Here is a 24,477-nt window from a genome sequence, read left to right as displayed (position 1 = left end):
GGTGACCCCGCGTACCACTGAGCCGAAGCGACCGGAAAACACATGAGCACTTCCTCGTACCTGATCAGGCGGGTCCTCCAAGCCCTCGTGGTGATCGTCATCGTGACGATCGTGGTCTTCGGTCTGCTGCACGCCCTGCCCGGGGGTCCCGCTCGCGGGATCCTCGGCCCGCAGGCCACGGCGCAGCAGATCGCGTCCTTCAACCACGAGCAGGGCCTCGACAAGCCACTTCCCGTGCAGTACTTCTACTACCTGAACCAGCTGCTGCACGGCGACCTCGGAACCTCGTACACCCTCAATGAGCCGGTCTCCCAGCTCATCACCGAGCGGCTGGCCAAGACCCTGCTCCTCACCGCCCTGTCGGCGTTTCTCGGCCTCGCACTGGCCATCCCACTGGGCATGTGGCAGGCCGTCCGGCGCAACAAGCCGGTCGACTACGTCATCACCACGCTGAGCTTCATCGCCTACTCCACGCCCGTGTACTTCCTCGGGCTGATCCTGGTGCTGGTGTTCAGTCAGGTACTGCCGTGGTTCCCGTCCCAGGCCCCGCAGGGCGACACGCTCGCCCAGGTGTTCTCCGAACCGCAGGCGCTGGTGCTGCCGGTCGTCGCCGGTGCCGCCTCGATGATCGCGGTGTTCAGCCGCTACATGCGGGCGGCCACCCTGGAGAACCTCTCCGAGGACTACGTCAGGACGGCGCGGGCCGGCGGTTCCCGCTCCCGCGCCATCCTGTGGCGGCATGTGTTCCGCAACTCGCTGACGCCGGTGGTCGCCATGCTCGGCTACTACGTGCCGGTGCTGTTCGGCGGCGCCCTGGTGGTCGAGCAGCTCTTCAACTACCCCGGTATGGGGCTGCTCTTCTGGACCGCCGCGCAGTCCTCCGACTACCCGGTGCTGCTGGGCTGCGTGCTGGTCATCGCGACCGCCACGGTGGTCGGCACGCTGCTCGCCGACGTCGTCCAGCGGATCATCGACCCCCGAGTGAAGGCAGGCCGGGCATGAGCGCCGTCATCCAGCCGGGCCAGGTGCCCGGCACGGCCACCACCGTCGCCACGGCGTCCGGCTCCCGCCTCGCCGTCCGGCGCTTCCTGCGCAACCGGCTCGCCGTGGTCGGGCTCGGCGTCGTAGTCTTCTTCTTCCTGCTCTGCTTCGCCGGTCCGCTGGTGTATTCCACCGACCAGACCCACACGATGCTCCAGCAGGTCAACCTCGCCCCCAGCGGTTCGCACTGGCTCGGCACCGACGCGGTCGGCCACGACGAGCTGGGCCGACTGATGTACGGCGGCAAGGTGTCGCTGATCGTCGGCCTCGCCGCAGGCATCCTGGCCACCGTGATCGGCACGCTGTGGGGTGCCGTCGCCGGCTACGCGGGCGGCTGGGTCGACGCGGTCATGATGCGGATCGTGGACGCGGGGATCGCCATCCCGGCGCTCTTCATCCTGCTGGTGGTTTCCGCCATCACCACCCCGGGCCTGACCGGACTGATCGTCATCCTGGGCTTCGTCTCCTGGCTGGTGCCGTCCCGGCTGATCAGGGCCGAAACGCTCTCCCTGAAGAACCGCGACTACGTCCTGACCCTGCGCGCCATCGGCGGGACGCACGCCCGGGCGATCACCCGGCACATCCTGCCGAACTCGGTCTCGACCATCATCGTCGCGGCCACCTTCCAGATCGCCGACGCCATCCTGCTGGTCGCCTACGTCTCCTACCTGGGCCTGGGCGTCCAGCCGCCGGCCACCGACTGGGGCGGCATGCTCTCGGCCGGTCTCACCGCCGCCTACTCCGGCTACTGGTGGCTCATCCTGCCGCCGGGCCTGGCCATCATCCTGGTGGTGTGGGCGTTCAACGCGATCGGGGACGGACTCCGCGACGCATTCGATGTGAGGGGACGCGGATGACCGCCACCCAGGGCTCCGCCGCCCCGCCGGCCGGGCCGATTCTCGAACTCGACGACCTCGGTGTCGTCTTCACCACCGAGACCGGCGAGGTGCCGGCCGTCCGGGGCGTCTCCCTGCACGTCCGCCCCGGCGAGACGCTCGCCCTGGTCGGCGAGTCGGGTTCCGGCAAGTCCACCATCGCGCTGGCCGCGATGGGCCTGCTGGCCGGCAACGCCCGTGCCACCGGCAGCGCCACCATCGCCGGCAACCAGGTGGTCGGCGCCCGCGAGGCCGACCTGGCGGCGCTGCGCGGCCGGACCGTCTCCATGGTGTTCCAGGAGCCGGCCACCGCGCTCGACCCGCTGACCCGGATCGGCAGGCAGATCGCCGAGGTGATCCGCAACCACCGCAAGGTGTCCGCCAAGGAGGCCGCCGCCGAAGCCGTCGAACTCCTCCGCAAGGTCGGCATCCCCGAGCCGGAGAGGCGGGCCACCGCCTACCCGTTCCAGCTCTCCGGCGGACAGCGCCAGCGGGTGGTCATCGCCATGGCCATCGCCAACGAACCGGCCCTGCTGATCGCCGACGAGCCGACCACCGCGCTGGACGTCACGGTGCAGGCCGAGATCCTCGACCTGCTGCGCCGGCTCGCCGTCGAGACCGGCACCGGCGTCCTGCTGGTCACCCACAACATGGGCGTGGTCGCGGACTTCGCCGACCGGGTCGCCGTGATGTACCACGGCGAGATCGTGGAGACCGGACCGGTCGAGGACGTACTGCTCCGCCCGTCCCACGAGTACACCGAGCGGCTGCTGGCCGCGGTGCCACGGCTGTCGGTCGCCGAGGCGGGTCCGCCGTCCGCGCCGGCCGCCGCCGACCGCCCGGACACCGAGCCGGTGGTCGAACTCCGCGACATCTCCGTGGTGTTCGGCCGTGGCAAGGGCGCCGTGCGCGCCCTCGACGGGGTCTCGCTCGCCGTCCACGCCGGGGAGACCCTGGGCCTGGTGGGCGAGTCGGGCTCCGGAAAGTCCACCGCATCCCGGGTCGCGCTCGGTCTGATCCCGCCGAGTTCCGGCACCGTCTCGCTGTTCGGCACCGACCTCGGCCGCACCCGGTCCCGCGCCCGCCGGGCGCTGCGGGCCGGTATCGGCGTGGTCCTCCAGGACCCGGTGGCCTCGCTGGACGCCCGGATGACGGTCGGCGAATGCATCGCCGAACCGCTCAGGGTGCACCGCCGCGAGCTCTCCGCCAAGGACCGCCAGAGCAAGGTCGCCGACGTCCTCGACCGGGTCCGGCTGCCGCGCGAACTCGCCCGGCGCGCACCCCGGGAGCTGTCCGGCGGTCAGCGCCAGCGGGTCAGCCTGGCCCGCGCCCTGGTCCTGGAGCCCCGGCTGCTGGTCGCCGACGAGCCCACCAGCGCGCTCGACGTGAGCGTGCAGGAGGCGGTGCTCGAAGTGATCTCCGAGCTCCAGCACGAGCTGGGCTTCGCCTGTCTCTTCGTCTCCCACGACCTGGCCGTCGTACAGCACTTCGCGCAGCGCGTCGTGGTGATGCGGGCCGGCCGGATCGAGGAGCAGGGCCCCACCGGGGCGACCCTGCTGCACCCGGAGACCGACTACACCCGTCGGCTGCTGGCCGCCGTGCCGGTGCCCGACCCGGTGATCCAGCGCGGCCGCAGAGCCGAACGTCTGGCCACCCTCGCGGCCGGCCGGATGGAGGCGCAGGTATGAGCCTTTGTGACCGTACGCTCTTCGCCGGAGTGGACATCGGCGGCACCACGACCCAGGTGGTGGTCTGCGCCGAGGACCTGACCGTACTGGACCGCGCGGAGGTGGCGACTCCGGCGGCCGACGGCGGCCGGGCCATGATCGGCGCGGCCCTGGCCGCGCTGGCCCCGCTGCTGGAGCGCACCCCCGGCCGGCTCGCCGGCTGCGGGGTCGGCGCGGCCGGCGTGGTGGACTCCGCCACCGGCCGGATCCTGGTGGCCAGCGACTCCTTCGCCGGCTGGGCCGGCTTCGCGGTGACGGACGCCGTCGAGGAGGCACTGGGTGTCCCGGCGTTCCTGGACAACGACGTCAACGCCTTCCTCTACGGCGAGGTGTCCGGCGGCGCCGTGCGCGGCGAGTCGGACGTCCTCGGGATGACGCTGGGCACCGGGGTCGGCGGCGCGCTGTGGACCGGCGGCGCGCTGTTCGCCGGGCCGCACGGTGCGGCCGGCGAGATCGGGCACATCCCCGGCTTCGGTGATCTGCTCTGCTCGTGCGGCGGCCGGGGCCATCTGGAGACCCTGGCCTCCGGCCGTTCCATCGGCGCCCGTTACGCGGACCGCACCGGCCGCCGACTGACCGCCCGCGAGGTCGCGCAGGCCGCCGGCCGCGGTGACCAGGACGCCCTCGCGGTGTACCGGGCCGCCGGTGCCGGGATCGCACGGGCGATCGTGATGACAGCGGGCGTCGTGGACATCACCACGGTGGTGGTCGGCGGCGGGGTCAGCCACGCCTGGCCCTTGCTGAACCCCCTCATCCTGGCGTCGCTGGCCGCCGACCCGCCGGTCAGCGGCCACCCTGTCCGGCTGGTCAGGGCCGCCCTGGGGGCCGACGCCGTACCGGTCGGCGCCGCGGCACGGGTGCGACAGGAACTCGCGACGGGGGTCGAAGTCTGAGGAGGCCGGTCGGGGGTCCCGCACCTACGCTCCGATGCCTCTCCGATGGCTGTCGAGCCCGGATACGCCGCGGCCTCGCGGATCCGGGCTTGCGCAGGACGACATGGTTGCCGCGGCTGTTCACGACCATGCAGGGCGTCGCCCGCGGCTCCGACCGGAGCGACATCGACATCGTCGTGCCCGCCTTCGGCCGGGCGGCTCTCCTCGCCGGTCGTCACCGTGAGGAGGCCGGAGCCCGCGTCGCGCCGGGTCGGTGCACACACCGTCGTACCTCGGCATGATGGCGGCGTGCACGGTGCGGGCCCTCGCCGGGGGCTGTCGGCGGGCGACGTCCGGGGCGATCAAGGCGCCCGTCCGGGGCTGTCAGTGAGCCGCGTCCAGCGCCGCCCGCTGCTCCGCGGTCAGCTCCAGGTCCACCGCGGCCAGGCTCTCGTCCAGCTGCGCGACCGAGGAGGCCCCGACCAGCGGGACGAACGGGATGTCGCCGCCGATGAGCCAGGCCAGCACCACCTGGTTGACGGTCGCCCCGGTCTCCTCGGCCACCGCCCGCAGCGCCGCCTGCCGGACGGGGGTGCCCGGGTGGTCGAACTCCGGGCCCAGCGGCTTGTCCGCGCGGACGTAGGCCCCGGCCAGCAGCGGTGAGTAGGCCACCGGCACGAGCGAGGGCTCGTCCCGCAGATAGCTGAGCAGGTCCCCGCCCGCCACGCCCTCCTGGCCGTCGGGGGAACGCCGGCTCGGCGCGTCCGTGCGCCTGCGCAGATAGGTGTGGTGGTACTGGAGGACGTCGTACCCCGGCAGCCCGGCGTCCGCCGCGATCCTGCGGGCGCGTTCCACCTGCCACGCCCAGTGGTTGCTCACCCCGAGCAGGCCGACGGTGCCTTCGGTGACCAGTTCCGCGAAGGCCTCGACGGTCTCCGCCATCGGCACGCTCCGGTCCTGGACATGCGCGTACAGCAGATCCAGCCTGTCCACGCCGAGATGCTCCCGGCTGCGCTCCGCGGACTCCCGTATCACCTGGGCCGAGAGCCCTTCGATGCCTTGGGAGAAATCGGTGGCCGGGACGTTCGGCCGCCCCCCGAGCTTGGTGGCGATGACGATCTCGTCCCCGACACCGCGGCTGCGGCGCCAGCGGCCGAGCAGCTGCTCGCTCTCCCCGCCCCGGGTGCCGTTGATCCAGAACGCGTAGTTGTCGGACGTGTCGATGAAGGTTCCGCCGGCCTCGGCGTACCGGTCGAGAATCGCGAACGACGTCGCCTCGTCGGTGCGTGTGCCCATCAGCATCGCGCCGAGGCTGAGCACACTCACCTCCCGGCGGCCGGCGGGGTCGGTGCCGATGGTGCGGTATCGCATGCGGGGTCCTTTCCCAACTGCCCGTGTCTGTACGGGCGTCGACGGGGAGTCTGCATGTTGGAGCGCGCTCCATGTCAACGGGCGCAAGAGGGGCGGCGCACACAGCCGTGCGCGGGCAGTGTCCGCGGGGCCCATGGGCGCGGCGGACAACTGCTCATAGCGTCCGCCCCGCACTCGCCCGCATCGGACAGCCCCCACTGTCCGGACCTCACTCAGGGAGGCACCCGTGCGCCCATCGACCCTGCGACGCCTGCTCCGGCGCGTCGCGACCACGGCCGCCCTCGCCCTCGTCACGGCGACGACGAGCACCGTCGCAGCCGTACAGCCGGCCGCTGCCGCCGGCGGTCTGCAGCAGGTCACCGGCTTCGGCTCGAACCCCGGCAACCTCCGGATGTACGAGTACGCCCCGGCGGATCTGGCCGCCGACGCGCCGCTGGTGATCGCCCTGCACGGCTGCACGCAGACCGCCGACGACTACTACACGAACTCGGGCTGGCCGAAGTACGCCGATCTGTGGGGCTTCGCCGTGGTCTTCCCGCAGACCACGTCCGCCAACAACGCGCTGTCCTGCTTCGGCTGGTTCGACCCGGCCGAGGACACCCGGGGCAGGGGCGAGGCCGCCTCGATCGTGCAGATGGTCGAGTACGCGAAGCAGCAGTACGGCTCGGACGCCCGCCGGGTGTACGTCACCGGCCTCTCGGCGGGCGGCGGGATGACGGCCGACCTGCTGGCGGCGTACCCGGACGTGTTCGCGGGCGGTTCCGTGGCCTCGGGCCTGCCCGCCCAGTGCGCGACGAGCCAGTCCGCCGCGTCCGGCTGCCAGACGGGCCCGCAGAAACTGACACCCGCGCAGTGGGGCGACAAGGTACGCGGCTCCTACCCCGGCTACTCGGGCCCCTGGCCCCGCGTGGCGATCTGGCAGGGCACCTCCGACTACACCGTGTACCCCGCCAACGCCACGGCCCTGCGCGACCAGTGGACCGACGTCTGGGGCATCGGCCAGACCCCGTCGTCCACGGACTCGCTCCCCGGGAACACGACGCGCAGCGTCTACGACGACGCCTCCGGAAGGCCCGCCGTGGTGACGTACTCCGTCTCCGGCATGGGCCACGGCCTGGCGGTGGGTCCGGGATCGGGCACCGACCAGTGCGGTACGACCGCCGCGTACTTCCTGAACGCCATCTGCTCGACGTACCACACCGGCGTCTTCTGGGGCCTGGACCGGGGCGCACCCGGCGGCGGCGGACAACTCCCCGCCCCGTCCGGCCTCCAGGTCGCGTCCGTCACCGCGAACAGCGCCTCGCTGTCCTGGAACGCGGTCCCGGGCGCGGCCTCCTACACGGTCCACCGCGACGGCGCGAAGGTCGCCTCCCCCGCCTCCACGACGTACACGGACACGGGGCTCGCGGCCGGCACCGCCTACCGGTACACCGTGACGGCGGTGGACGGATCGGGCACGTCCGGCGCCGCCTCACCGCCGGTGACGGCGACCACCGACGGCTCCGCACCCGCGCGCTGCTTCACGGCGACGAACTACGCGCAGGTGACGGCGGGGAGGGCGCACACCACGGGCGGGTACGTGTACGCCAACGGCTCGGGCGAGGACATGGGCCTGTACAACGTCTTCGTCACGCACACGCTGAAGGAGTCGCCGGCAGGGTATTTCGTGGTCGCGGACCGTGGCTGCACGGCCGGTTGAACCGGGTCCGCGATCGGGCGGGTATCGCGGGGCGGAGACGTCGTGGCCGCGCCGGGCAATCCCGTCGCCATGACATCGTCGTACTCACTCACGACTTCCGGAACACGGGCTGCACCGATTGTCGTCGCAGGCGGTTTCCTTTCGTGCCTATCAGGACTACCGACGATTTCGTCCCGTGCTGTCCTTCGATGCCGGCGTGCGACCCGTCCGCCCCCTCGCCATGGGGATCAAGGCGGCCCAGAAGCCCGCACACTTCGCGAACTCCCGGCCGACTATCGGTACATCGGCATCGAAATCAGCCAACTCACCATTGAGGAGACCGTTTCACGGAGGAAGGCCGCGCGTTCCGGGATCCGCGGTCTCCCACATTCGGCTTGTTTTGCGTTTATTCATGTTCGTGTGCGCCATGGTGCGTGACACCCTTGGGCGGTGCTGCTCACGGATCAGGAACACCGCATCGAATTACGCCCGCTGCGCTATCAGTTCCCGGTGGTCGTCGGCGACCGGTACGACGACAACTGGTTGGTCGTCGAGGGTGAGGTGACCACACCCGAGGCCAGTTGGTCCTTCACCGACCCGTGCCTGCTGACCGGCGAGGCCCGTCAGATATCGCCGTGGCTGCGTGCGGCCGGAGGCGAGACGCTGACGGGCGCGCTGCCGGATCTCGCCTTCCTGGAGCCCGTTCTGTCCTTCAGCCACGCCGCCGGGGACCACGGCGCCGGGGCGGTCCGCGTGCACCTCTGCTACGAGGCGTCGCCCGCGTGGCGGGACGGCGACAAGGGACAGGACGAGTACGTCATCGAGATCAGGACCAGCACCGAGGAACTGCGCCGGGCCGCGGACGAATGGGACCGCCGCCTGGCACCTTTCCCCTCCCGCTGATCCGGACGCGCCCGCCCGCCTCCGGGCCGGCTCGCAGGCCGTTTCCCGCAACACCCCTCCCGAAGGGACGTCCGCATGCCGGATGCATGCGGACGTCCCGACGACGCGGCGAGGTGCCGAAGCCGTCGTCGTGCGCCCGCCGGGGGGGGCAACCCTCAGTCCTCCGGCGGGAAGACGACCTCCCCCGAGCCGGCCAGCGTGATCGTGATCGCCTCGACCGGGCATCCCTCGGCCGCCGCGAGCACCTGTTCGTTGGCGTCGGTCTCCGGGGCCGACGGACGGGACTGCCGGGCGGAATCCAGCGCGAATCCCCCCGGGGCGTGGTTCACACACATTCCGGAACCGATGCAGATCCCGCGGTCGACCTCCACGGCCCAGCGGTCGCCCATCACGCCCCCTCGTATCCGGCCGGCAGGTGAATCATCTTGTGCTCGAAGTACTCGGCGTATCCCTCGGGCCCGAACTCCCGGCCCAGACCGGAGTTCTTGTAACCGCCGAACGGACCGAGCATGTCGAGACTGAAGGTGTTGACGCTGTACGTGCCCGTTCTGACCCGGCGGGCGATGTCGATGCCGCGTTCGGTGTCGGCGGTCCAGACACTGCCGCTGAGGCCGTACTCGGAGTCGTTGGCGATCCGTACGGCCTCGTCCTCGTCACCGTACGGCAGGAGGCAGATGACGGGACCGAAGATCTCCTCGCGGGCGACGCGCATGGAGTTGTCGACGTCACCGAAGAGGGTCGGCTCCACGTACCAGCCCCGGTCCTGTGACGCCGGACGTCCGCCGCCGGTGAGGATCTTGGCGCCCTCGTCCTGGCCGATCCTGATGTAGTCGAGCGACCGCTGCTGCTGGCGCCGCGCGACGAGGGGGCCGAGTTCGGTGGCGGGGTCGAGCGGGTCGCCGACCCGCAGCGCGCTCGCGGCGGCGGCGAACGCCTCGGCCGTCTCGTCGTAGCGGGAGCGCGGGACGAGGATGCGGGTCTGGGCGACGCACGCCTGGCCGTTGATCATCCAGGCGAAGGGGACGATCCCGGCGACGGCCGTCCCCGGATCGGCGTCCGGGAGGATCACGGCGGCGGACTTGCCGCCCAGTTCCAGTGTGACCCGGGTGAGGTTGCGGGACGCGACCTCCATCACCCGCCGCCCGGCGGCCACGGACCCGGTGAACGACACCTTGTCGACGCCGGGGTGCCCCACCAGGTACTCGCTGACCTCGCGGTCGGCGGGCAGGATCGACAGCACCCCCTCCGGCAGCCCGGCCTCGGCCACGATGTCGGCCAGGATGTAGGCGTCCAGAGGGGATTCGGGCGAGACCTTGAGCACGGCGGAGCAGCCGGCCAGCAGCGCGGGCGCGAGCTTCGCGGCGGCGGTGAACTGCGGAACGTTCCACGGCACCACGGCCGCGACCACCCCGACCGGCTCCCGGCGCACCAGCAGCGGACCGAGAGCCCCGTCCCGGCGCTCCTCGTACGGGAAGGTGCGGGCGACGGTGATCGCCGCGTCCCACACCATCATCGCGGCGAGCGCCTGCACCATGACGCTCGACGTGTACGGGGTGCCGTTCTCCGAACTGATGACCCGGGCGATCTCCTCGTACCGCACCGCGAACGCGTCCTTGATCCGGGTGATCACCGCGATCCGCTCGTCCAGGGCCATCCGCGGCCAGGGCCCCTCGTCGAACGCCCGCCGGGCGGCGGCGACGGCCCGGTCCACGTCCCCCTCGCAGGCGTGCGGCACCCGGCCGATGACCTGTTCGGTGTGGGGCGACACGACCTCGATGACATCCCGGCCCAGCGGATCGACCAACTCCCCGCCGATGAACAGTTTTCCGTGTTCGACAAGCTCGGTCATGGCTGCTGCCTCCCGCGACCCGGCACGTTACCTGACTCTGTGTCAGAACTGATACCAGTTCCAGTTCCAGGAGTCCACGGCTTCGACGACGCGCGCGGCCGGACGGCCGTCGTCGCGCCACCCGGGCTTTCGCGACAGGCCCCTCGCTTCCACGGCGTGCCGCACGGGTAGGGACGAGAACGACCACGTCCCCCACGCACCCGCTCCAGACGTTCCGAATTCCACCAGCTCAGAAGGGAATCACGTGCACACCCCATCCCGCACCGAACCGAATCGCCCATCCACCCCCGGGCCAGGAACCTCCGAACACCCCCTCGTGGGCGCCTGGTTGCTGAGCACCGTCGCCATCATGGACGCCTCCGGCGACACGCTCGAACACCCCCTCGGGCAGAGTCCGACAGGGCTGATCACCTACACCGCCGACGGCCACATGTCGGTGAGCATGCTGAACCCGGACCCCGAGTCCGCCCCGGAGGGGGCGGCCGGACCGGTCGACACCGCGACCCTGTTCAGGACTTCTCCGTACCTGGGGTACGCGGGCACCTACGAGGTGACGGGCGACCGGGTCGTCCACCATCTGCACGTGGCATCCCTGCGCCCATGGGTCGGCACCACTCAGGAGCGCCGATGGCGGGTGGAGGGGGACCGATTAACCCTGCTCCCCCCGACCGAGGGAACCGGCGACGGCGCGCGCACCCCGCGACTCGTGTGGCACCGGCCGGCCACGGACGCCGCTTGATCGACGAGTGATCCGGGTCACCGGCCGGTGACCCGGATCCACCGCCCGGCGCGGGGCTCCGGCCGTACGGACCGCCCCGCGCCGACGCATGGACCGTGGCCCGCGCGGCGCAGGACGCACACGGGCCACGGGCCACGGGCAAGAACGTGGGGCGGCCCGCGCCCGGCATCCCACCGGCGCGGCCGCCCCGCGGGCCGTCGGCGGCCGTCCCGCGATCCCGGGCACTCCGAACTCCCCGGCTGCGCAGGGCAGATGGACGTACCGACAGATGGTCGACCGGGGCTACTACTGAAACAAGTTCTCGTTACAGTGGGCGCGGTGCGCCGCACACCCGTACGTCCGGTGCGCCGACCAGGCCTCGAAGAGAGATGGGGAGCCCATGACGCAGGTGACCGACCATGGCGGGGGCGTGCACAGCATCAAGGTCCCCATCCCGGACAATCCGCTCGGCCACACCCTCGTCCATGTCCTCGACACCGGTCGCGGGCCGGTCCTGATCGACACGGGCTGGGACGATCCGGAGGCGTGGGACACCCTCACCGCCGGGCTCGACGCCATCGGTACGGGCATCGGCGACATCCACGGGGTGGTCATCACCCATCACCATCCCGACCACCACGGCCTCTCCGGTCAGGTGCGCGAGGCGTCCGGGGCCTGGATCGCCATGCACGCGGCGGACGCCGCGATCGTGCGACGCACCCGTGAGGCCCGGCCCGGCACCTGGCTGTCGTACCTCCTGACGAAGCTCACCGCGGTCGGTGCGCCCGAGGAGCATCTCGCGCCGCTGCGGGCCGCGGTCGAGGGCGGTCGGATGCGCACGCTGCCGGGGCTGCGGTCCGCGCTCCCGGACCGGGAGATCGTTCCGGGTGAGCTCCTCGACCTGGCGGGCCGCCGACTGCGGGCGATCTGGACTCCGGGGCACACGCCCGGTCATGTCTGTCTGCATCTGGAGGAGGAGCATCCGGGGAATCTGCCGGGCCGGGGGCGCCTGTTCTCGGGGGATCATCTGCTGCCGGGGATCAGCCCGCACATCGGGCTGTACGAGGACCCGGACGCCGCGCAGGGCGCCGCCCCCGCCGCCGGGGGAGACCCCATCGGTGACTACCTCGGCTCGCTGGAGCACATCGGCCGGCTCGGCGTGGCGGAGGTGCTGCCCGCCCACCAGTACGCGTTCACGGACGCCGCGGGGCGCGTACGGGAACTCCTGGACCATCACGAGGAGCGGCTGACCGGACTGCTCAAGCTGCTGGCCGCACCGCTCACGCCGTGGGAGCTGGCCGAGCGGATGGAGTGGAACCGGCCGTGGGAGCAGATCTCGCACGGTTCGCGGAACATCGCCGTCTCGGAGGCCGAGGCTCACCTGCGGCGTCTGGTCAGGCTGGGGCGCGCGGAGGCGGTGGCGGGGAGCGAGCCGGTGACGTACATCGCGGTGTGAAGGGCGCGGCGGGCCGTCGGGCGGGGGGCTCGTCCGGCCTCTCCCGGGCGCTCGGGCTCCGGCACGGGCCGGGCTTCCGGCAGGCGCGGTGAACCGTCGCCCGCCGGGGGCCGCACCGGGCCGCCGGCCGTCCCGTGGGGGACGGGCCCCGGACGGCCCCGGAACCCGTCCGACCCCGCCCGGTAGAGTGTGCGGGTCGTCATCATGCCCGTTCAGGGGGAAGCCGGTGCGAATCCGGCGCTGACCACGCAGCCGTGAACCGTCGTCGCAGACGGTGAGTCGGAATGCCCTGTCCCCGGTCGTGACCGGCTCGCGACCTCCGGAACCCCGGTGGTCGGCACCGTCGAGGTATACGGAGCCGGAGCCTGGTGCCTGAGCGTGCCTGTGCCCGGTTCCCCGCAGGAGAGGCCCCGCCCGCCATGACCGTACGCCGCAGCGCGGCAACGCTCGCCGCCATCGCCACCGTGCTCTGTGCGGCCGCTGCCCCGGTCGCGGTGGCGGCGCCGTCCCCCTCCCCTTCACCGTCCGTCGCCCTGCCGTCCGGGCTGTACGGCACGAAGGACCCGACCTACGACGGTGTCTGGCGGCAGTCGCTGGCCTTCCTCGCCCAGCGGCTGGAGGGCGTCACGCCCGCCACGGAGTCGGTGGACTGGCTGATCGCCCAGCAGTGCGGCAACGGCGCCTACGCCGCGTACCGGCCCGACGTCTCCCGGCCCTGCACCGAGAAGACGGTGCTGGACACCAATGCCACCGCGGCCGCCGTCCAGGCGTTCGTCGAGGTGGGCGGGCACCGGGACACCGTGAACAACTCGGTCCGCTGGCTGAAGTCCGTACAGAACGAGGACGGCGGCTGGGGCTACACCGCCGGCGCGCCCAGCGACGCCAACTCCACCTCGCTGGTGATCGGCGCCCTCGCCCGGCAGGGCCAGCGGCTCGCGGACATCACCACACCGGGCGGCAAGACCCCCTACTCCCCGCTGCTCGCGCTCGCGATCCCGTGCGGCGGCAAGGACGGCGGCGCCTTCGCCTACCAGCCCGACAAGGCCGGCAAGCTCGCCGCCAACGCGGACGCCACCGCGGCCGCCGTGCTCGGCACGATGGGCAAGGCGCTGGCCGTCGGGAACAACGCCGCGGTCAAGGGGACCAGCTGCCACCCGGGGTCCGATCCCACGCCCGAGCAGGCCGCCCAGAACGGCGCCCACTACCTCGCGAACGCCCTCGCCACGAGCGGCCACCTCGACCTGGCCCCGATGCCCGGCGCCACCGACACCACCCCGCAGCCCGACTTCGGCAACACCGCGGACGCGGTCGTCGCCCTGTCCGCCGCGGGCCACCAGGACAAGGCCGCCAAGGCCGTGGCCTGGCTGAAGAAGAACTCCGGCCCCTGGGCCGAGCAGAACGGTCCCGCCGCCTACGCGCAGCTGGTCCTGGCCGCGCACGCGACCGGCTCCGACGCGCGCGACTTCAACGGCGTCGACCTCGTCGACCGGCTGAACGCGACCGGTCCCACGCCCGCGGCCGTCACGACGCCCGACCCGTCCGCCGACACCGGGTACGAGGCCACGGAGAAGGACCAGGTGCACAGCGGCGACGACGTGATCGGTGGCGTGTGGTGGTTCATCGGCATCGGCCTCGTCGTCGCCGCGGCCGCGGCCTTCCTGATCAGCGGTCGGCGCAAGAACCGGCAGCTGTGAGGCGGGCGGGAAGGGCCACCGCGCTGCTGGTGGCCCTGGCTGCCGTCCTGACCGTGCTCGGCGCGGGGACGGCCCAGGCGGCCGGCTACCGGTACTGGTCGTTCTGGGAGAGCTCCGGCACCGGCTGGACGTACGCCACCCAGGGCCCCTCCCTGGTCCGGCCGGACGACGGCACGGTGCAGGGCTTCCGGTTCTCGGTCAGCGAGGACTCCCAGGACTCGGCGAAGCCGCGCCGCTCCCCCGATTTCGCGAAGATCTGCGCGGACACCCCGGCCCAGGACGGCACCAAGCGGGTCGCGCTGGTCATCGACCCGGGTACGGCGGCGGACGCCCCGGCCGACGAGACGCCGCCCGCCCCGCGTACCGCGTGCGCGCGGGTCGCCCCGGACGCGAGCACCGCCGAGGCGCTCGCCTCGGTGGCCGGACCGCTGCGTTACAGCAGCGACGCGCTGCTCTGCGCCATCTCCGGCTATCCGGGCTCGGGCTGCGGCGAACAGGTCTCGGGCGACGGCCACGCGACACCTTCCGCGGCGGCGTCCCCGGGCGCCTCCGCCCCCGCCGCCGCCTCCGCCGGGTCGGGCGGCTCCGGCGGCGGGCCGTCCGCCGGGGTGCTCGTCGGCGTCGGCGCCGTTCTCCTCCTCGGCATCGCCGCAGTCGTGCAGGCCCGCCGCCGCCGCGGATGACCGCCCCGACCAGCGGCCCGGTGACCGGCGCCACCGGCACCGTCCGGCCGCACCGGCCGCTGCGCGCCCCCGGGGCGACCCGGAGCAACGCCCTGCCCGCCGGGGCCTGGTGGCTGTGGGCGCTCGGTCTCGCCACCGCCGCGTCCCGGACCACCAATCCACTGCTGCTCGGGCTGCTGGTGGGGGTCGCGGGCTATGTGGTCGCGGCGCGCCGCACGGACGCGCCGTGGGCCCGTTCGTACGGGGCGTTCATCAAGATCGGGTTGTTCGTCGTCGGTGTGCGGCTGGTCTTCTCGGTCTTCCTCGGTTCGCCGATCCCCGGGACGCATCCGGTGTTCACGCTCCCCGAGGTGCCGCTGCCCGACTGGGCGAAGGGCGTCAGGATCGGCGGCCGGGTCACCGCCGAGCAACTGGTCTTCGCGCTGTACGACGGGGCGAAGCTGGCGACCCTGCTGATCTGCCTCGGTGCGGCGAACTCGCTCGCCAACCCGGCCCGGCTGCTGAAGTCGCTGCCGGGTGCGCTGTACGAGGCGGGGGTCGCCGTCGTCGTCGCCATGACGTTCGCGCCGAACATGGTCGCCGACGTGGCGCGGCTGCGCACCGCACGGCGGCTGCGGGGCCGTCCGACCGGTGGCGTCAAGGCGGTGCTCCAGATCGGACTGCCGGTCCTGGAGGGTGCGTTGGAGCGGTCGGTGGCGGTGGCGGCCTCGATGGACGCGCGCGGATACGGGCGCACGGCCCAGGTCCCGCCCGCCGTCCGGCACACCACGAACGTCCTCACGCTCGGCGGACTGCTCGGAGTGTGCGCGGGCACGTACGGGCTGCTGGCCGCGCAGGGCGCGGTGTACGGACTGCCGCTGCTGATCGCCGGGCTGGTCGCCGCGATGGCCGGGCTGCGGCTCGGCGGGGCCCGCTCGGTCCGCACCCGCTACCGGCCCGACCGGTGGGGTGTGCGGGCCTGGCTGGTGGCGGGTTCGGGGGTCGCCGTGGCCGTGGCGATGGTCTGGGCGGGCGGTGTCGACGCGGAGGCGCTGCGGCCGGGCGTCGTACCGCTGGCCGCGCCGGTGCTTCCGCTGTGGCCCGCGGCGGCGGTGCTGATCGGGCTGTTGCCCGCCGTGGTGGCGCCCGTGCCGCCCCCGGTGGGCGCCCCGCATTCCAAGGAGAGCCAGTGATCCGGTTCGAGCATGTCTCGGTGCGCTACGAGGGCACCGAGCGCCCCACCCTGTCCGGGGTCGATCTGACCGTCCCGGAGGGCGAGTTGGTGCTGCTCGTCGGCCCGTCCGGGGTCGGCAAGTCGACGCTGCTGGGCGCCGTTTCCGGCCTGGTGCCGCACTTCACCGGCGGCACGCTGAGCGGCCGGGTCACGGTCGACGGGCGCGACACCCGTACCCACAAACCACGCGAACTCGCCGATCTGGTCGGCACGGTGGGTCAGGACCCGCTCTCCCACTTCGTCACCGACACGGTCGAGGACGAGCTGGCGTACGGGATGGAGTCGCTGGGTCTGGCCCCCGACGTGATGCGGCGGCGGGTCGAGGAGACCCTCGACCTGCTGGGTCTGGCCGGGCTGCGCGACCGGCCGATCGCCACGCTCTCCGGCGGCCAGCAGCAGCGGGTCGCGATCGGCTCGGTGCTCACCCCGCACCCGAAGGTCCTGGTCCTCGACGAGCCGACGTCCGCGCTGGACCCGGCGGCGGCCGAGGAGGTCCTCGCCGTGCTCCAGCGGCTGGTGCACGACCTCGGTACGACGGTCCTGATGGCGGAGCACCGGCTGGAGCGGGTGGTGCAGTACGCGGACCAGGTCGTCCTGCTGCCGTCACCGGGCGCGGCACCGGTCATGGGCGCGCCCGCGGAGATCATGGCCGTCTCCCCGGTCCACCCGCCGGTCGTCGCGCTGGGCCGGCTGGCGGGCTGGGAACCGCTGCCGCTCTCGGTCCGCGACGCCCGGCGCCGCGCGGCCGGTCTGCGCGAACGGCTGGCGTCGGCACGGCCGCCCGCCGCGCCGTCCGGACCGGCCGGGACCGCGGTGGCCCCGCTGCCCGCCGTCCCCGCACCGGCGCGGCACGGTGCCCTCGCCCGGCTGCTGGGCCGCGGCGCCCGGACCACCACCGCCGCTCCCGGTCCCGTGGGCGACATCCCGGCCCGCGTCGAGCGGCTCGGCGTACGGCGTGGACGCGTCGAGGCGCTGCGCGGGGTGACGCTCACCGTCGCCGCCGGCGAGACGGTCGCCCTGATGGGCCGCAACGGTGCGGGCAAATCCACCCTGCTGGCCGCGCTCGTGGGGATGGTCGAGCCCACCACCGGCACCGTCCTCGTCGGCGGCCGGACCCCGCACCGCACGCAGCCGCGCGAGATGGTGCGCCGGGTCGGGCTCGTACCGCAGGAGCCGCGCGATCTGCTGTACGCGGACACGGTCGCCGCCGAGTGCGCCGCGGCCGACGCCGACGCGGGCGCCGCGGCGGGCAGTTGCCGGGCCCTGGTCTCCGAGCTGCTGCCCGGTGTGCCGGACGACACCCACCCCCGTGATCTGTCCGAGGGCCAGCGGCTCGCGCTCGCCCTGGCCGTCGTGCTCACCGCGAGACCTCCACTGCTGCTCCTGGACGAGCCGACCCGGGGCCTGGACTACGCGGCGAAGGCCCGGCTGGTCACGGTGCTGCGCGCGCTCGCGGCCGAGGGCCACGCGATCGTCCTGGCCACGCACGACGTGGAGCTCGCCGCCGAGCTGGCGCACCGCGTGGTGATACTCGCCGACGGGGAGATCGTCGCGGACGGGGAGACCCGGCAGGTGGTGGTCTCCTCCCCGGCGTTCGCCCCGCAGACCGCGAAGATCCTCGCCCCGCAGGAGTGGCTGACCGTGACACAGGTGCGTCGCGCACTGGGAGCCGGGGCATGAGCACGAAGGCCGGCGAGAAGGGCCGCACCACAAACCGGCGCCCGGTACGGCCGATCCGTCTGGGGCCGCGCGCGATCGCCGCGCTCGTCCTGATCAGCGCGATCGGCGTGGTCGCGTTCGGCTGGCCGCTGCTGGCCGGCGCGGACTCCGGTCTGGCGCACTCCCGGGACGCGCCGTGGCTGTTCGCCGCGCTGCTGCCGCTGCTGGTCGGCGTGGTCGTCGCGGTGATCGCGGACTCTGGCCTCGACGCGAAGGCGGTGGCGATGCTGGGGGTGCTGGCGGCGGTCGGCGCCGCGCTGCGTCCACTGGGCGCGGGCACGGCGGGGCTGGAACCGATGTTCTTCCTGATGGTGCTGAGCGGCCGGGTGCTCGGGCCCGGCTTCGGCTTCGTGCTCGGCTCGGTGACGATGTTCGCCTCCGCGCTGCTCACCGGCGGAGTGGGGCCGTGGATGCCGTTCCAGATGCTGTCGATGGGCTGGTTCACGATGGGCGCGGGCCTGCTGCCGGGGCCGGACCGGCTGCGCGGTCGGGCCGAGTCGCTGATGCTCGCGGTGTACGGGTTCGTGGCGGCGTTCGCGTACGGCACGGTGATGAACCTGTACGGCTGGACGATCGTGCCCGGTCTCGGTTCGGGGATCTCGTTCCACGCGGGTGACCCGCTGGCGGAGAACCTGGTCCGCTTCCTCGCGTACTGCACGGCGACCTCGCTCGGCTGGGACCTGGGCCGGGCCGTACTCACCGTGGTGCTGACCCTCGCCATCGGCCCGACGCTGCTGAAGGCGCTGCGCCGGGCCACGCGCCGGGCCGCCTTCGAGGCCCGGGTCACATTCGACGCCTCCGGTGGGTGAGGGCTCCCACAGGGCGTTGGTCCTCCACGAAGCCGGGTAGTGGCCCCGCGGCCGCGGTGGGCACCGTCCCGCATCGGCTCCGACCTGCTCAGGAGCCCTTCGGGGTGGTCCGGACCGTGCGGGACCTTCGGCTCCGGGTGCGAGACGGGTTCGTACCGGAGGTCGTTGCCACGACCGAAAGCCGCCGCTCACACTGGATCACGTCGCCGAGCGCCGCCGGATCCCTCGCGAACGGACCGCGGTCGACGAAGACCGGTCCACCGCACGAGCGCACGATCCGGACCGGTCCGCGACTCCCCCGTACCCGACGTAAGGACTCCTGTGCCGTTCACCCGTGACATCCTCGCCCTGCCCCGCACCGCCCGCCGCAAGTCCGCCGTCGCCGGCACCGCCGTGCTTCTCGGCGCCACCGGTGTGGCCCTCGGCGTCACCCCGGCCGTGGCCGCACCGGCCACCGCGCCGACGGCCCTCGCGGCAGGCGCGCAGGACACGGCCAGGTCGATGATCGGCGACGCCGCGCAGTTCCGGTGCTTCAGCAACATCGTCCAGCGCGAGAGCAACTGGAACCCCGGTGCGACCAACGCCTCGTCCGGCGCGTACGGCCTCGTTCAGGCCCTGCCCGGTTCGAAGATGGCCTCCGCGGGCGCCGACTGGAGGACCAACCCCACGACCCAGATCAAGTGGGGCATGGACTACATGAAGTCCCGCTACGGCAGCCCGTGCGCCGCCTGGTCGTTCTGGCAGGCCAACCACTGGTACTGAGTCGGCGGCTCCCGAGCCCGCCCGAAGGCCCCGACCACCGGTCGGGGCCTTCGCCACGCCGCAGGACCGCTTCAAGACTTGGCAAACGGATTAGTTCATATAACTTGGCCAACATAATTACCCGTTGGTCCATCTAGGCGCATTTTGCTCAGCCGTCCGTTCCCGACGGCCGCCGGAGCGTTGTCACCTACGTGGAACCTCGTGAATTCTGGGATCGGAACACCGTCCTGGCGGAAGCTTTCTGTGCCAGCGACGAACGCATGCGTCAGGCACAGGCGTTGCTGGACGAGGCGCAGGCCGAGCGCAGCAGGACGCTCGCGGCATTCGCCGTCACGGTCGGCGACGACGGCTCGATCGCGGACTTGATGGGCCTCAACGAACGCGAGGTGCGATTAGCACGTCGCACGGTGGGTCGCACCGACGCGCGGTCGCTCGCCGAGGAACTCCTGCGGCGGCCGCCGCAGACGGCGCCGGAGCCAACGGAAGAACCCCCCGCGGTGCCCGAGATCCCATTGCCGCACCCGCGTGAGGAGATGGTCGTCCCGCCACCGGACATGGCACCGCCGGCCCCCGCCCCTGCCGCGGCAGCGCCCGTCGAGGTGGAGAACACGGTGTTCTGGTCGCCCAGCATGGACTCCGTGCTGCTGTGGAGCTGGGAGTCCGGCCTGGACCTGCAGACGGTCGCCGCCGAACTCGGCCTGGAGGTGAGGGCGCTGCTGATGCGCGTGCAGGAGCTCGCCAACGACGGGCTGCTCACGCTCGCGACCCCGGTCGCCGAGGTGAGCCGGTCCGGTCGGCACCGCCGCCACCACGAGGACGGGTACGCGGCACTGTTCAGCCCCACGGCCACCTTCCCCACCCACGTGCCGTACTGAGCGGGCGTCTTTGCCCGCCGCCCCCGCGGCGTGGATCCGGCCGGGACCCCGGCCGGATCCGCTCCCGCCGGCATCAGTGCCGCGCGGCGACCGTGTCGAACCAGCACACGATCTGGGGCCCCGACTTCATGTACGTGGTGTTGTGGTCGGTCGTCCCCTGGTCGACCACCCGGGCCCGCACACCACGCGCCGCCAGGTCGGCCGCGCAGTTGCGGGCGTTGGCGATCGGCACATCGGTGTCGCCCGACGAGGAGTACAGGCGCACGGGCACGTCCGGCTTCCAGGCACAGGTGCCGTCCTGGGCGCGCACCGCGGCCAGCAGAGCACCGGTGGGGTGCTGGACCTGCCGGTAGTAGTCGTCGGTGAGCAGTTCCTTCAGAGTGCCGGGCAGCGCCGGGATGATCTGCTCCTCGACGTGGTTGGTGTCGAACAGGTCGTCGACGATTCCGGCGTACGGCTCCCGGAATGCTTCGGAGGGATCCTTGTAGAGCGGGTGAATCCTGTTCTGCGCGGTGAGGAAGTACGTCATGTAGAAGATGCCGCTGATGTCGTTGACCCGGCCGTCGAACAGGGCGGGCATCTCGGCATGCTCGATGTCGTACGGCCCGGAGACGGGGGCGAGGGCACGGAGCCTGAAGTGCCGGTCGGCGCCGTTGTCGAGGGCTCTGCCCAGGGCCATCGCGACCTGGCCGCCCTGGGAGAAGCCGCTCGCGTACACGTCGCCGGTGAGCGGGCGGTCCAGCCGCTGGGCGGCGGTGCGGGAGGCCCGCAGCATGTCGACGGAGGCGGTGACGGCGGATTTGGTGTCCATGTACGGGTGGCGGCCCGGCCCCCTGCCGAGCCCGAGGTAGTCGGGGGCGGCGACGGCACGGCCCGCCGAGGCGTGGAGATAGGGGGCGAAGCGGCCGAAGTCCTCGCCGACGGACGGCGCGTAGTCGCGGTGGGCCATCGTGCCGTGGGTGTCGGAGACCAGGTCCAGTCGGTGCGGGCCGCCCTTGGGGAGGACGAGGAGTCCGGTGGCGGTGGTGGGGGCGCCCTGCGGGGTGACGGTGCGGTAGGTGATGCGGTAGGCCCGCAGGCCGTGGCGGACGGTGTCGGTCGCCATCCCCCCGGAGGCGAGGAAACGGGCCACGTCGGCGCGGCCGAGGTCGGCCACGGAGGTGAGGGACAGCAGGTCCCCCCTGTCTCGTGCCGTGACCGTGCGGGAGGACCCGGCCGCGTCGGCGGGCTGCTGGGCGACGGCGGGCGCGGTGCCGAGTGCGGCCAGGACGACCACGGTGGCGGCGGCCAGTCCGCGGCGGGCGGTGCGGCGTCGCTCGTTCCGAGTCGACTGGTGCGTCGAGCTGTTGTTTTCCATGCCCATGACGCTATGCAGCCGGACGCGGCACGGGTATCGGCCTGGGCCCCCGACCGGAGGTACACCTGACGACACCCCGGCCAGGGGCCTTCCCCGTCGGTGCGGTGTCGCAGCCGCCGAATCCCGCCCGCCGACTCGACGTCAGAGCCGCTGGATGATGGTGCCGGTGGCCAGCGCGCCGCCCGCGCACATCGTGATCAGCGCGAACTCCTTGTCCCGGCGCTCCAGTTCGTGCAGTGCCGTGGTGATCAGGCGGGCACCGGTGGCGCCCACCGGGTGGCCGAGGGCGATGGCCCCGCCGTTGACATTGACCTTCTCGAGGTCCTGCCCGAAGACCTGGGCCCAGCTCAGCACCACGGAGGCGAAGGCCTCGTTGATCTCGACGATGTCGATGTCCTTGAGCGACATCCCGGCCTTGCCGAGCACCGCGCGGGTCGCGTCGATCGGTCCGTCGAGGTGGAAGTGCGGGTCGGAGCCGACGAGCGCCTGGGCGACGATCCGGGCGCGCGGCTTGAGCTTGAGCGCGCGCGCCATCCGCTTGGACGCCCACATGATCGCGCAGGCGCCGTCGGATATCTGGGAGGAGTTGCCCGCGGTGTGGATCGCGGTGGGCATGACCGGCTTGAGCCGGCCGAGGCCCTCCATCGTGGTGTCCCGGAGCCCCTCGTCCCGGTCGACCAGACGCCACATTCCCTCACCGGCCGCCTGCTCCTCCTCGGTGGTCGGCACCTGTACCGCGTACGTCTCCCGTTTGAACCGCTCCTCGGCCCAGGCGACGGCCGCCCGCTCCTGCGAGATCAGCCCGAGCGAGTCGACGTTCTCCCGGGTCAGGCCGCGGTTGCGGGCGATGCGCTCGGCCGCCTCGAACTGGTTGGGCAGGTCGACGTTCCACTCGTCGGGCCAGGGCTTTCCCGGTCCGTGCTTGGAGCCGCTGCCCAGCGGCACCCGCGACATGGCCTCGACACCACAGCTGATGCCGATGTCGATCACTCCGGCCGCGACCATGTTGGCGACCATGTGCGAGGCCTGCTGCGAGGATCCGCACTGGCAGTCCACGGTGGTGGCGGCGGTCTCGTACGGAAGGCCCACGGTGAGCCAGGCGTTGCGGGCCGGATTCATGGACTGTTCGCCGGCGTGGGTGACCGTACCGCCGACGATCTGTTCCACGCAGTCGGCGTGGATGCCGGTGCGACCGAGAAGTTCCCGGTAGGTCTCGCCCAGCAGATAGGCGGGATGCAGATTGGCGAGCGCGCCTCCGCGCTTGCCGATGGGGGTGCGTACGGCTTCGACGATGACGGGTTCCGCGGCCATGAGCTCGTCCTCTCCTCGCCCTTCCGCAGGGGCGTCCCGGCGCCCACGGAGGGAACTAGTACGCGTTCTAGTTCTTCGAGCAGTCTTATGAGCCTTACCCCGGGTACGCAAGGGTCTTGCACGCACCTTGCGCCCGCTTCATACCTGCCTCACCCACTCTTCACGCAACAGATCGGGCCACCCCTCTTGCCAGTTGTAGAACTCGTTACTACGTTTCGGGCAACTTCTGATGGGTCGTCAGACATCGTTCGGGCGGCTCTCGGACCGACCTGGAGTTGCCGATGCCCTGCCCCCATCTGCCCGAAGGGTTCGACTTCACCGACCCCGACCTGCTCCAAGCCCGCATTCCGCACCCGGAGTTCGCACAGATGCGGCAGACCGCACCGGTCTGGTGGTGCACCCAGCCGGCCGGTATCTCCGGTTTCGACGACGAGGGCTACTGGGTCGTCACCCGGCACGCGGACGTCAAGTACGTCTCCACCCACCCCGAACTGTTCTCCTCGCACATCAATACGGCGGTCATCCGCTTCAACGAGTCGATCAGCCGCGACCAGATCGACGTCCAGAAGCTGATCATGCTGAACATGGACCCGCCCGAACACACCCGGGTCCGCCAGATCGTCCAGCGGGGCTTCACGCCCCGGGCGATCCGCTCCCTGGAACAGGCCCTCCGCAGCCGCGCCCGCTCGATCGTCGAGGCGGCTCTCGCCTCCGCCGACGACGACGGTTCGTTCGACTTCGTCACCAACATCGCCGTCGAACTGCCGCTCCAGGCCATCGCCGAGCTCATCGGCGTACCGCAGGAGGACCGGTCCAAGATCTTCGACTGGTCCAACAAGATGGCCGCGTACGACGATCCCGAGTACGCGATCACCGAGGAGGTCGGCACCGAGGCGGCCATGGAGATCGTCTCGTACTCGATGAACCTCGCGGCCGCCCGCAAGGAGTGCCCGGCCAAGGACATCGTCTCCCAACTGGTCGCCGCCGAGGGACAGGGGAACCTCTCCTCCGACGAGTTCGGCTTCTTCGTGATCCTGCTCGCCGTCGCCGGGAACGAGACCACCCGTAACGCCATCAGCCACGGCATGCACGCCTTCCTCACCCACCCCGACGAGTGGGAGCTGTACAAGCGCGAGCGACCGGGGACCACCGCCGAGGAGATCGTCCGCTGGGCCACTCCCGTGGTCTCCTTCCAGCGGACCGCCACCCAGGACCTCGAACTCGGCGGACAGCACATCAAGAAGGGCGACAGGGTCGGGCTGTTCTACTCCTCGGCCAACAACGACCCCGAGGTCTTCGAGAACCCGGAGACCTTCGACATCTCCCGCGATCCCAACCCCCACCTCGGCTTCGGCGGCGGCGGTCCGCACTTCTGCCTCGGCAAGTCCCTCGCGGTGATGGAGATCGACCTGATCTTCAACGCGATCGCCGACGTGCTGCCGGACCTGCGACTGGTCGGCGACCCCCGGCGGCTGCGCTCGGCCTGGCTCAACGGGATCAAGCAACTGCAGGTCAGCACCGCCGCACGCGGTGCGGGCATCGGTACCGCCGGGGACTGACGACC

The 24,477-nt window shown here is 72.2% G+C and carries 21 protein-coding genes and 1 riboswitch; of the genes, 16 read left to right on the top strand and 5 right to left on the bottom strand.

Features of this window, described 5'->3' with window-relative positions; translation table 11 throughout:
- Window positions 1-42: 42 nt before the first annotated feature.
- The 4 genes from ACIRP2_RS03610 to ACIRP2_RS03595 are packed head-to-tail and all read left to right on the top strand — an operon-like array spanning window position 43 to window position 4,536.
- Window positions 43-1,002: an ABC transporter permease gene (locus ACIRP2_RS03610; RefSeq protein WP_404246128.1), complete on the top strand. Its 960-nt coding sequence runs from the start codon at window positions 43-45 to the stop codon at window positions 1,000-1,002.
- Entirely contained in the window at window positions 999-1,898 is a 900-nt protein-coding gene (locus ACIRP2_RS03605) for an ABC transporter permease (protein WP_404246126.1), read from the top strand. Before ACIRP2_RS03610 ends, ACIRP2_RS03605 begins: the two co-directional genes overlap by 4 nt.
- Window positions 1,895-3,604: a dipeptide ABC transporter ATP-binding protein gene (locus ACIRP2_RS03600; protein WP_404246124.1), complete on the top strand. Its 1,710-nt coding sequence runs from the start codon at window positions 1,895-1,897 to the stop codon at window positions 3,602-3,604. The genes ACIRP2_RS03605 and ACIRP2_RS03600 overlap by 4 nt, the downstream gene beginning before the upstream one ends.
- Entirely contained in the window at window positions 3,601-4,536 is a 936-nt protein-coding gene (locus tag ACIRP2_RS03595; RefSeq protein WP_404246122.1) for an ROK family protein, read from the top strand. Before ACIRP2_RS03600 ends, ACIRP2_RS03595 begins: the two co-directional genes overlap by 4 nt.
- 363 nt (window positions 4,537-4,899) lie before the next feature.
- On the opposite strand, the gene ACIRP2_RS03590 is transcribed toward ACIRP2_RS03595, so the two are convergent.
- Complete coding sequence (locus ACIRP2_RS03590) at window positions 4,900-5,886, bottom strand: aldo/keto reductase (protein WP_404246120.1); 987 nt, start codon at window positions 5,884-5,886, stop codon at window positions 4,900-4,902.
- A gap of 226 nt (window positions 5,887-6,112) precedes the next feature.
- Between ACIRP2_RS03590 and ACIRP2_RS03585 the strand changes: the two genes are divergently transcribed.
- A complete protein-coding gene (locus ACIRP2_RS03585; protein WP_404246118.1) occupies window positions 6,113-7,585 on the top strand; it encodes a PHB depolymerase family esterase in 1,473 nt (490 codons plus the stop codon).
- 429 nt (window positions 7,586-8,014) lie between these two features.
- Complete coding sequence (locus tag ACIRP2_RS03580; protein WP_404246116.1) at window positions 8,015-8,467, top strand: hypothetical protein; 453 nt, start codon at window positions 8,015-8,017, stop codon at window positions 8,465-8,467.
- Window positions 8,468-8,622: 155 nt separating this feature from the next.
- Here ACIRP2_RS03580 and ACIRP2_RS03575 read toward each other — a convergent pair whose 3' ends face one another.
- Both ACIRP2_RS03575 and ACIRP2_RS03570 read right to left on the bottom strand, forming a co-directional pair.
- On the bottom strand, window positions 8,623-8,856 hold the full coding sequence (locus tag ACIRP2_RS03575) for a ferredoxin (RefSeq protein WP_404246114.1): 234 nt from the start codon (window positions 8,854-8,856) through the stop codon (window positions 8,623-8,625).
- A complete protein-coding gene (locus ACIRP2_RS03570) occupies window positions 8,856-10,316 on the bottom strand; it encodes an aldehyde dehydrogenase (protein WP_404246112.1) in 1,461 nt (486 codons plus the stop codon). The genes ACIRP2_RS03575 and ACIRP2_RS03570 overlap by 1 nt, the downstream gene beginning before the upstream one ends.
- Before the next feature lie 316 nt (window positions 10,317-10,632).
- On the opposite strand from ACIRP2_RS03570, the gene ACIRP2_RS03565 reads away from it, so the two are divergent.
- The 9 genes from ACIRP2_RS03565 to ACIRP2_RS03525 all read left to right on the top strand — a co-directional run bounded on the left by ACIRP2_RS03565 (window position 10,633) and on the right by ACIRP2_RS03525 (window position 20,245).
- The gene (locus ACIRP2_RS03565; RefSeq protein ID WP_404246110.1) at window positions 10,633-11,055 is read left to right on the top strand and encodes a lipocalin-like domain-containing protein; all 423 of its coding nucleotides are present in this window, start codon (window positions 10,633-10,635) and stop codon (window positions 11,053-11,055) included.
- A 379-nt stretch (window positions 11,056-11,434) separates the two neighbouring features.
- On the top strand, window positions 11,435-12,490 hold the full coding sequence (locus ACIRP2_RS03560) for an MBL fold metallo-hydrolase (protein ID WP_404246108.1): 1,056 nt from the start codon (window positions 11,435-11,437) through the stop codon (window positions 12,488-12,490).
- 176 nt (window positions 12,491-12,666) lie between these two features.
- Window positions 12,667-12,802, top strand: a riboswitch (cobalamin riboswitch).
- 107 nt (window positions 12,803-12,909) lie between these two features.
- Window positions 12,910-14,184 (top strand): prenyltransferase/squalene oxidase repeat-containing protein, encoded by a 1,275-nt coding sequence (locus ACIRP2_RS03555; RefSeq protein ID WP_404246106.1) that lies wholly within the window; start codon window positions 12,910-12,912, stop codon window positions 14,182-14,184.
- Window positions 14,181-14,867: an SCO2322 family protein gene (locus ACIRP2_RS03550; protein WP_404246104.1), complete on the top strand. Its 687-nt coding sequence runs from the start codon at window positions 14,181-14,183 to the stop codon at window positions 14,865-14,867. The genes ACIRP2_RS03555 and ACIRP2_RS03550 overlap by 4 nt, the downstream gene beginning before the upstream one ends.
- Window positions 14,864-16,039 carry an energy-coupling factor transporter transmembrane protein EcfT gene (locus tag ACIRP2_RS03545; RefSeq protein ID WP_404246102.1) on the top strand — a complete coding sequence of 392 codons (1,176 nt, stop codon included), beginning with the start codon at window positions 14,864-14,866 and terminating at the stop codon, window positions 16,037-16,039. The genes ACIRP2_RS03550 and ACIRP2_RS03545 overlap by 4 nt, the downstream gene beginning before the upstream one ends.
- A complete protein-coding gene (locus ACIRP2_RS03540) occupies window positions 16,036-17,760 on the top strand; it encodes an ATP-binding cassette domain-containing protein (protein WP_404246100.1) in 1,725 nt (574 codons plus the stop codon). Before ACIRP2_RS03545 ends, ACIRP2_RS03540 begins: the two co-directional genes overlap by 4 nt.
- Window positions 17,757-18,608, top strand: a complete 852-nt coding sequence (locus tag ACIRP2_RS03535) for an ECF transporter S component (protein ID WP_404246098.1) — start codon at window positions 17,757-17,759, stop codon at window positions 18,606-18,608. Before ACIRP2_RS03540 ends, ACIRP2_RS03535 begins: the two co-directional genes overlap by 4 nt.
- Before the next feature lie 321 nt (window positions 18,609-18,929).
- Complete coding sequence (locus ACIRP2_RS03530) at window positions 18,930-19,370, top strand: transglycosylase SLT domain-containing protein (RefSeq protein WP_404246096.1); 441 nt, start codon at window positions 18,930-18,932, stop codon at window positions 19,368-19,370.
- 260 nt (window positions 19,371-19,630) lie between these two features.
- On the top strand, window positions 19,631-20,245 hold the full coding sequence (locus tag ACIRP2_RS03525; RefSeq protein ID WP_404246094.1) for a hypothetical protein: 615 nt from the start codon (window positions 19,631-19,633) through the stop codon (window positions 20,243-20,245).
- 73 nt (window positions 20,246-20,318) lie between these two features.
- On the opposite strand, the gene ACIRP2_RS03520 is transcribed toward ACIRP2_RS03525, so the two are convergent.
- Window positions 20,319-21,602, bottom strand: coding sequence for an alpha/beta hydrolase (locus ACIRP2_RS03520; protein ID WP_404246092.1), 1,284 nt, complete (start codon window positions 21,600-21,602; stop codon window positions 20,319-20,321).
- A 141-nt stretch (window positions 21,603-21,743) separates the two neighbouring features.
- Entirely contained in the window at window positions 21,744-22,913 is a 1,170-nt protein-coding gene (locus ACIRP2_RS03515; RefSeq protein ID WP_351086656.1) for a steroid 3-ketoacyl-CoA thiolase, read from the bottom strand.
- A 281-nt stretch (window positions 22,914-23,194) separates the two neighbouring features.
- Between ACIRP2_RS03515 and ACIRP2_RS03510 the strand changes: the two genes are divergently transcribed.
- The gene (locus ACIRP2_RS03510) at window positions 23,195-24,472 is read left to right on the top strand and encodes a cytochrome P450 (protein WP_404246089.1); all 1,278 of its coding nucleotides are present in this window, start codon (window positions 23,195-23,197) and stop codon (window positions 24,470-24,472) included.
- Window positions 24,473-24,477 lie beyond the last annotated feature (5 nt).

It is taken from the genome of Streptomyces sp. NPDC101194 (genome assembly GCF_044767885.1).
Classification (GTDB): Bacteria; Actinomycetota; Actinomycetes; order Streptomycetales; family Streptomycetaceae; genus Streptomyces.
This window is presented reverse-complemented; position numbering and strand designations above follow the sequence as displayed.

Coding starts and splice junctions, on each gene's coding strand:
- ACIRP2_RS03610 (WP_404246128.1), top strand. CDS start 43: ATGAGCACTTCCTCGTACCTGATCAGGCGGGTCCTCCAAGCCCTCGTG.
- ACIRP2_RS03605 (WP_404246126.1), top strand. CDS start 999: ATGAGCGCCGTCATCCAGCCGGGCCAGGTGCCCGGCACGGCCACCACC.
- ACIRP2_RS03600 (WP_404246124.1), top strand. CDS start 1,895: ATGACCGCCACCCAGGGCTCCGCCGCCCCGCCGGCCGGGCCGATTCTC.
- ACIRP2_RS03595 (WP_404246122.1), top strand. CDS start 3,601: ATGAGCCTTTGTGACCGTACGCTCTTCGCCGGAGTGGACATCGGCGGC.
- ACIRP2_RS03590 (WP_404246120.1), bottom strand. CDS start 5,886: ATGCGATACCGCACCATCGGCACCGACCCCGCCGGCCGCCGGGAGGTG.
- ACIRP2_RS03575 (WP_404246114.1), bottom strand. CDS start 8,856: ATGGGCGACCGCTGGGCCGTGGAGGTCGACCGCGGGATCTGCATCGGT.
- ACIRP2_RS03570 (WP_404246112.1), bottom strand. CDS start 10,316: ATGACCGAGCTTGTCGAACACGGAAAACTGTTCATCGGCGGGGAGTTG.
- ACIRP2_RS03560 (WP_404246108.1), top strand. CDS start 11,435: ATGACGCAGGTGACCGACCATGGCGGGGGCGTGCACAGCATCAAGGTC.
- ACIRP2_RS03555 (WP_404246106.1), top strand. CDS start 12,910: ATGACCGTACGCCGCAGCGCGGCAACGCTCGCCGCCATCGCCACCGTG.
- ACIRP2_RS03545 (WP_404246102.1), top strand. CDS start 14,864: ATGACCGCCCCGACCAGCGGCCCGGTGACCGGCGCCACCGGCACCGTC.
- ACIRP2_RS03535 (WP_404246098.1), top strand. CDS start 17,757: ATGAGCACGAAGGCCGGCGAGAAGGGCCGCACCACAAACCGGCGCCCG.
- ACIRP2_RS03525 (WP_404246094.1), top strand. CDS start 19,631: ATGCGTCAGGCACAGGCGTTGCTGGACGAGGCGCAGGCCGAGCGCAGC.
- ACIRP2_RS03520 (WP_404246092.1), bottom strand. CDS start 21,602: ATGGAAAACAACAGCTCGACGCACCAGTCGACTCGGAACGAGCGACGC.
- ACIRP2_RS03515 (WP_351086656.1), bottom strand. CDS start 22,913: ATGGCCGCGGAACCCGTCATCGTCGAAGCCGTACGCACCCCCATCGGC.
- ACIRP2_RS03510 (WP_404246089.1), top strand. CDS start 23,195: ATGCCCTGCCCCCATCTGCCCGAAGGGTTCGACTTCACCGACCCCGAC.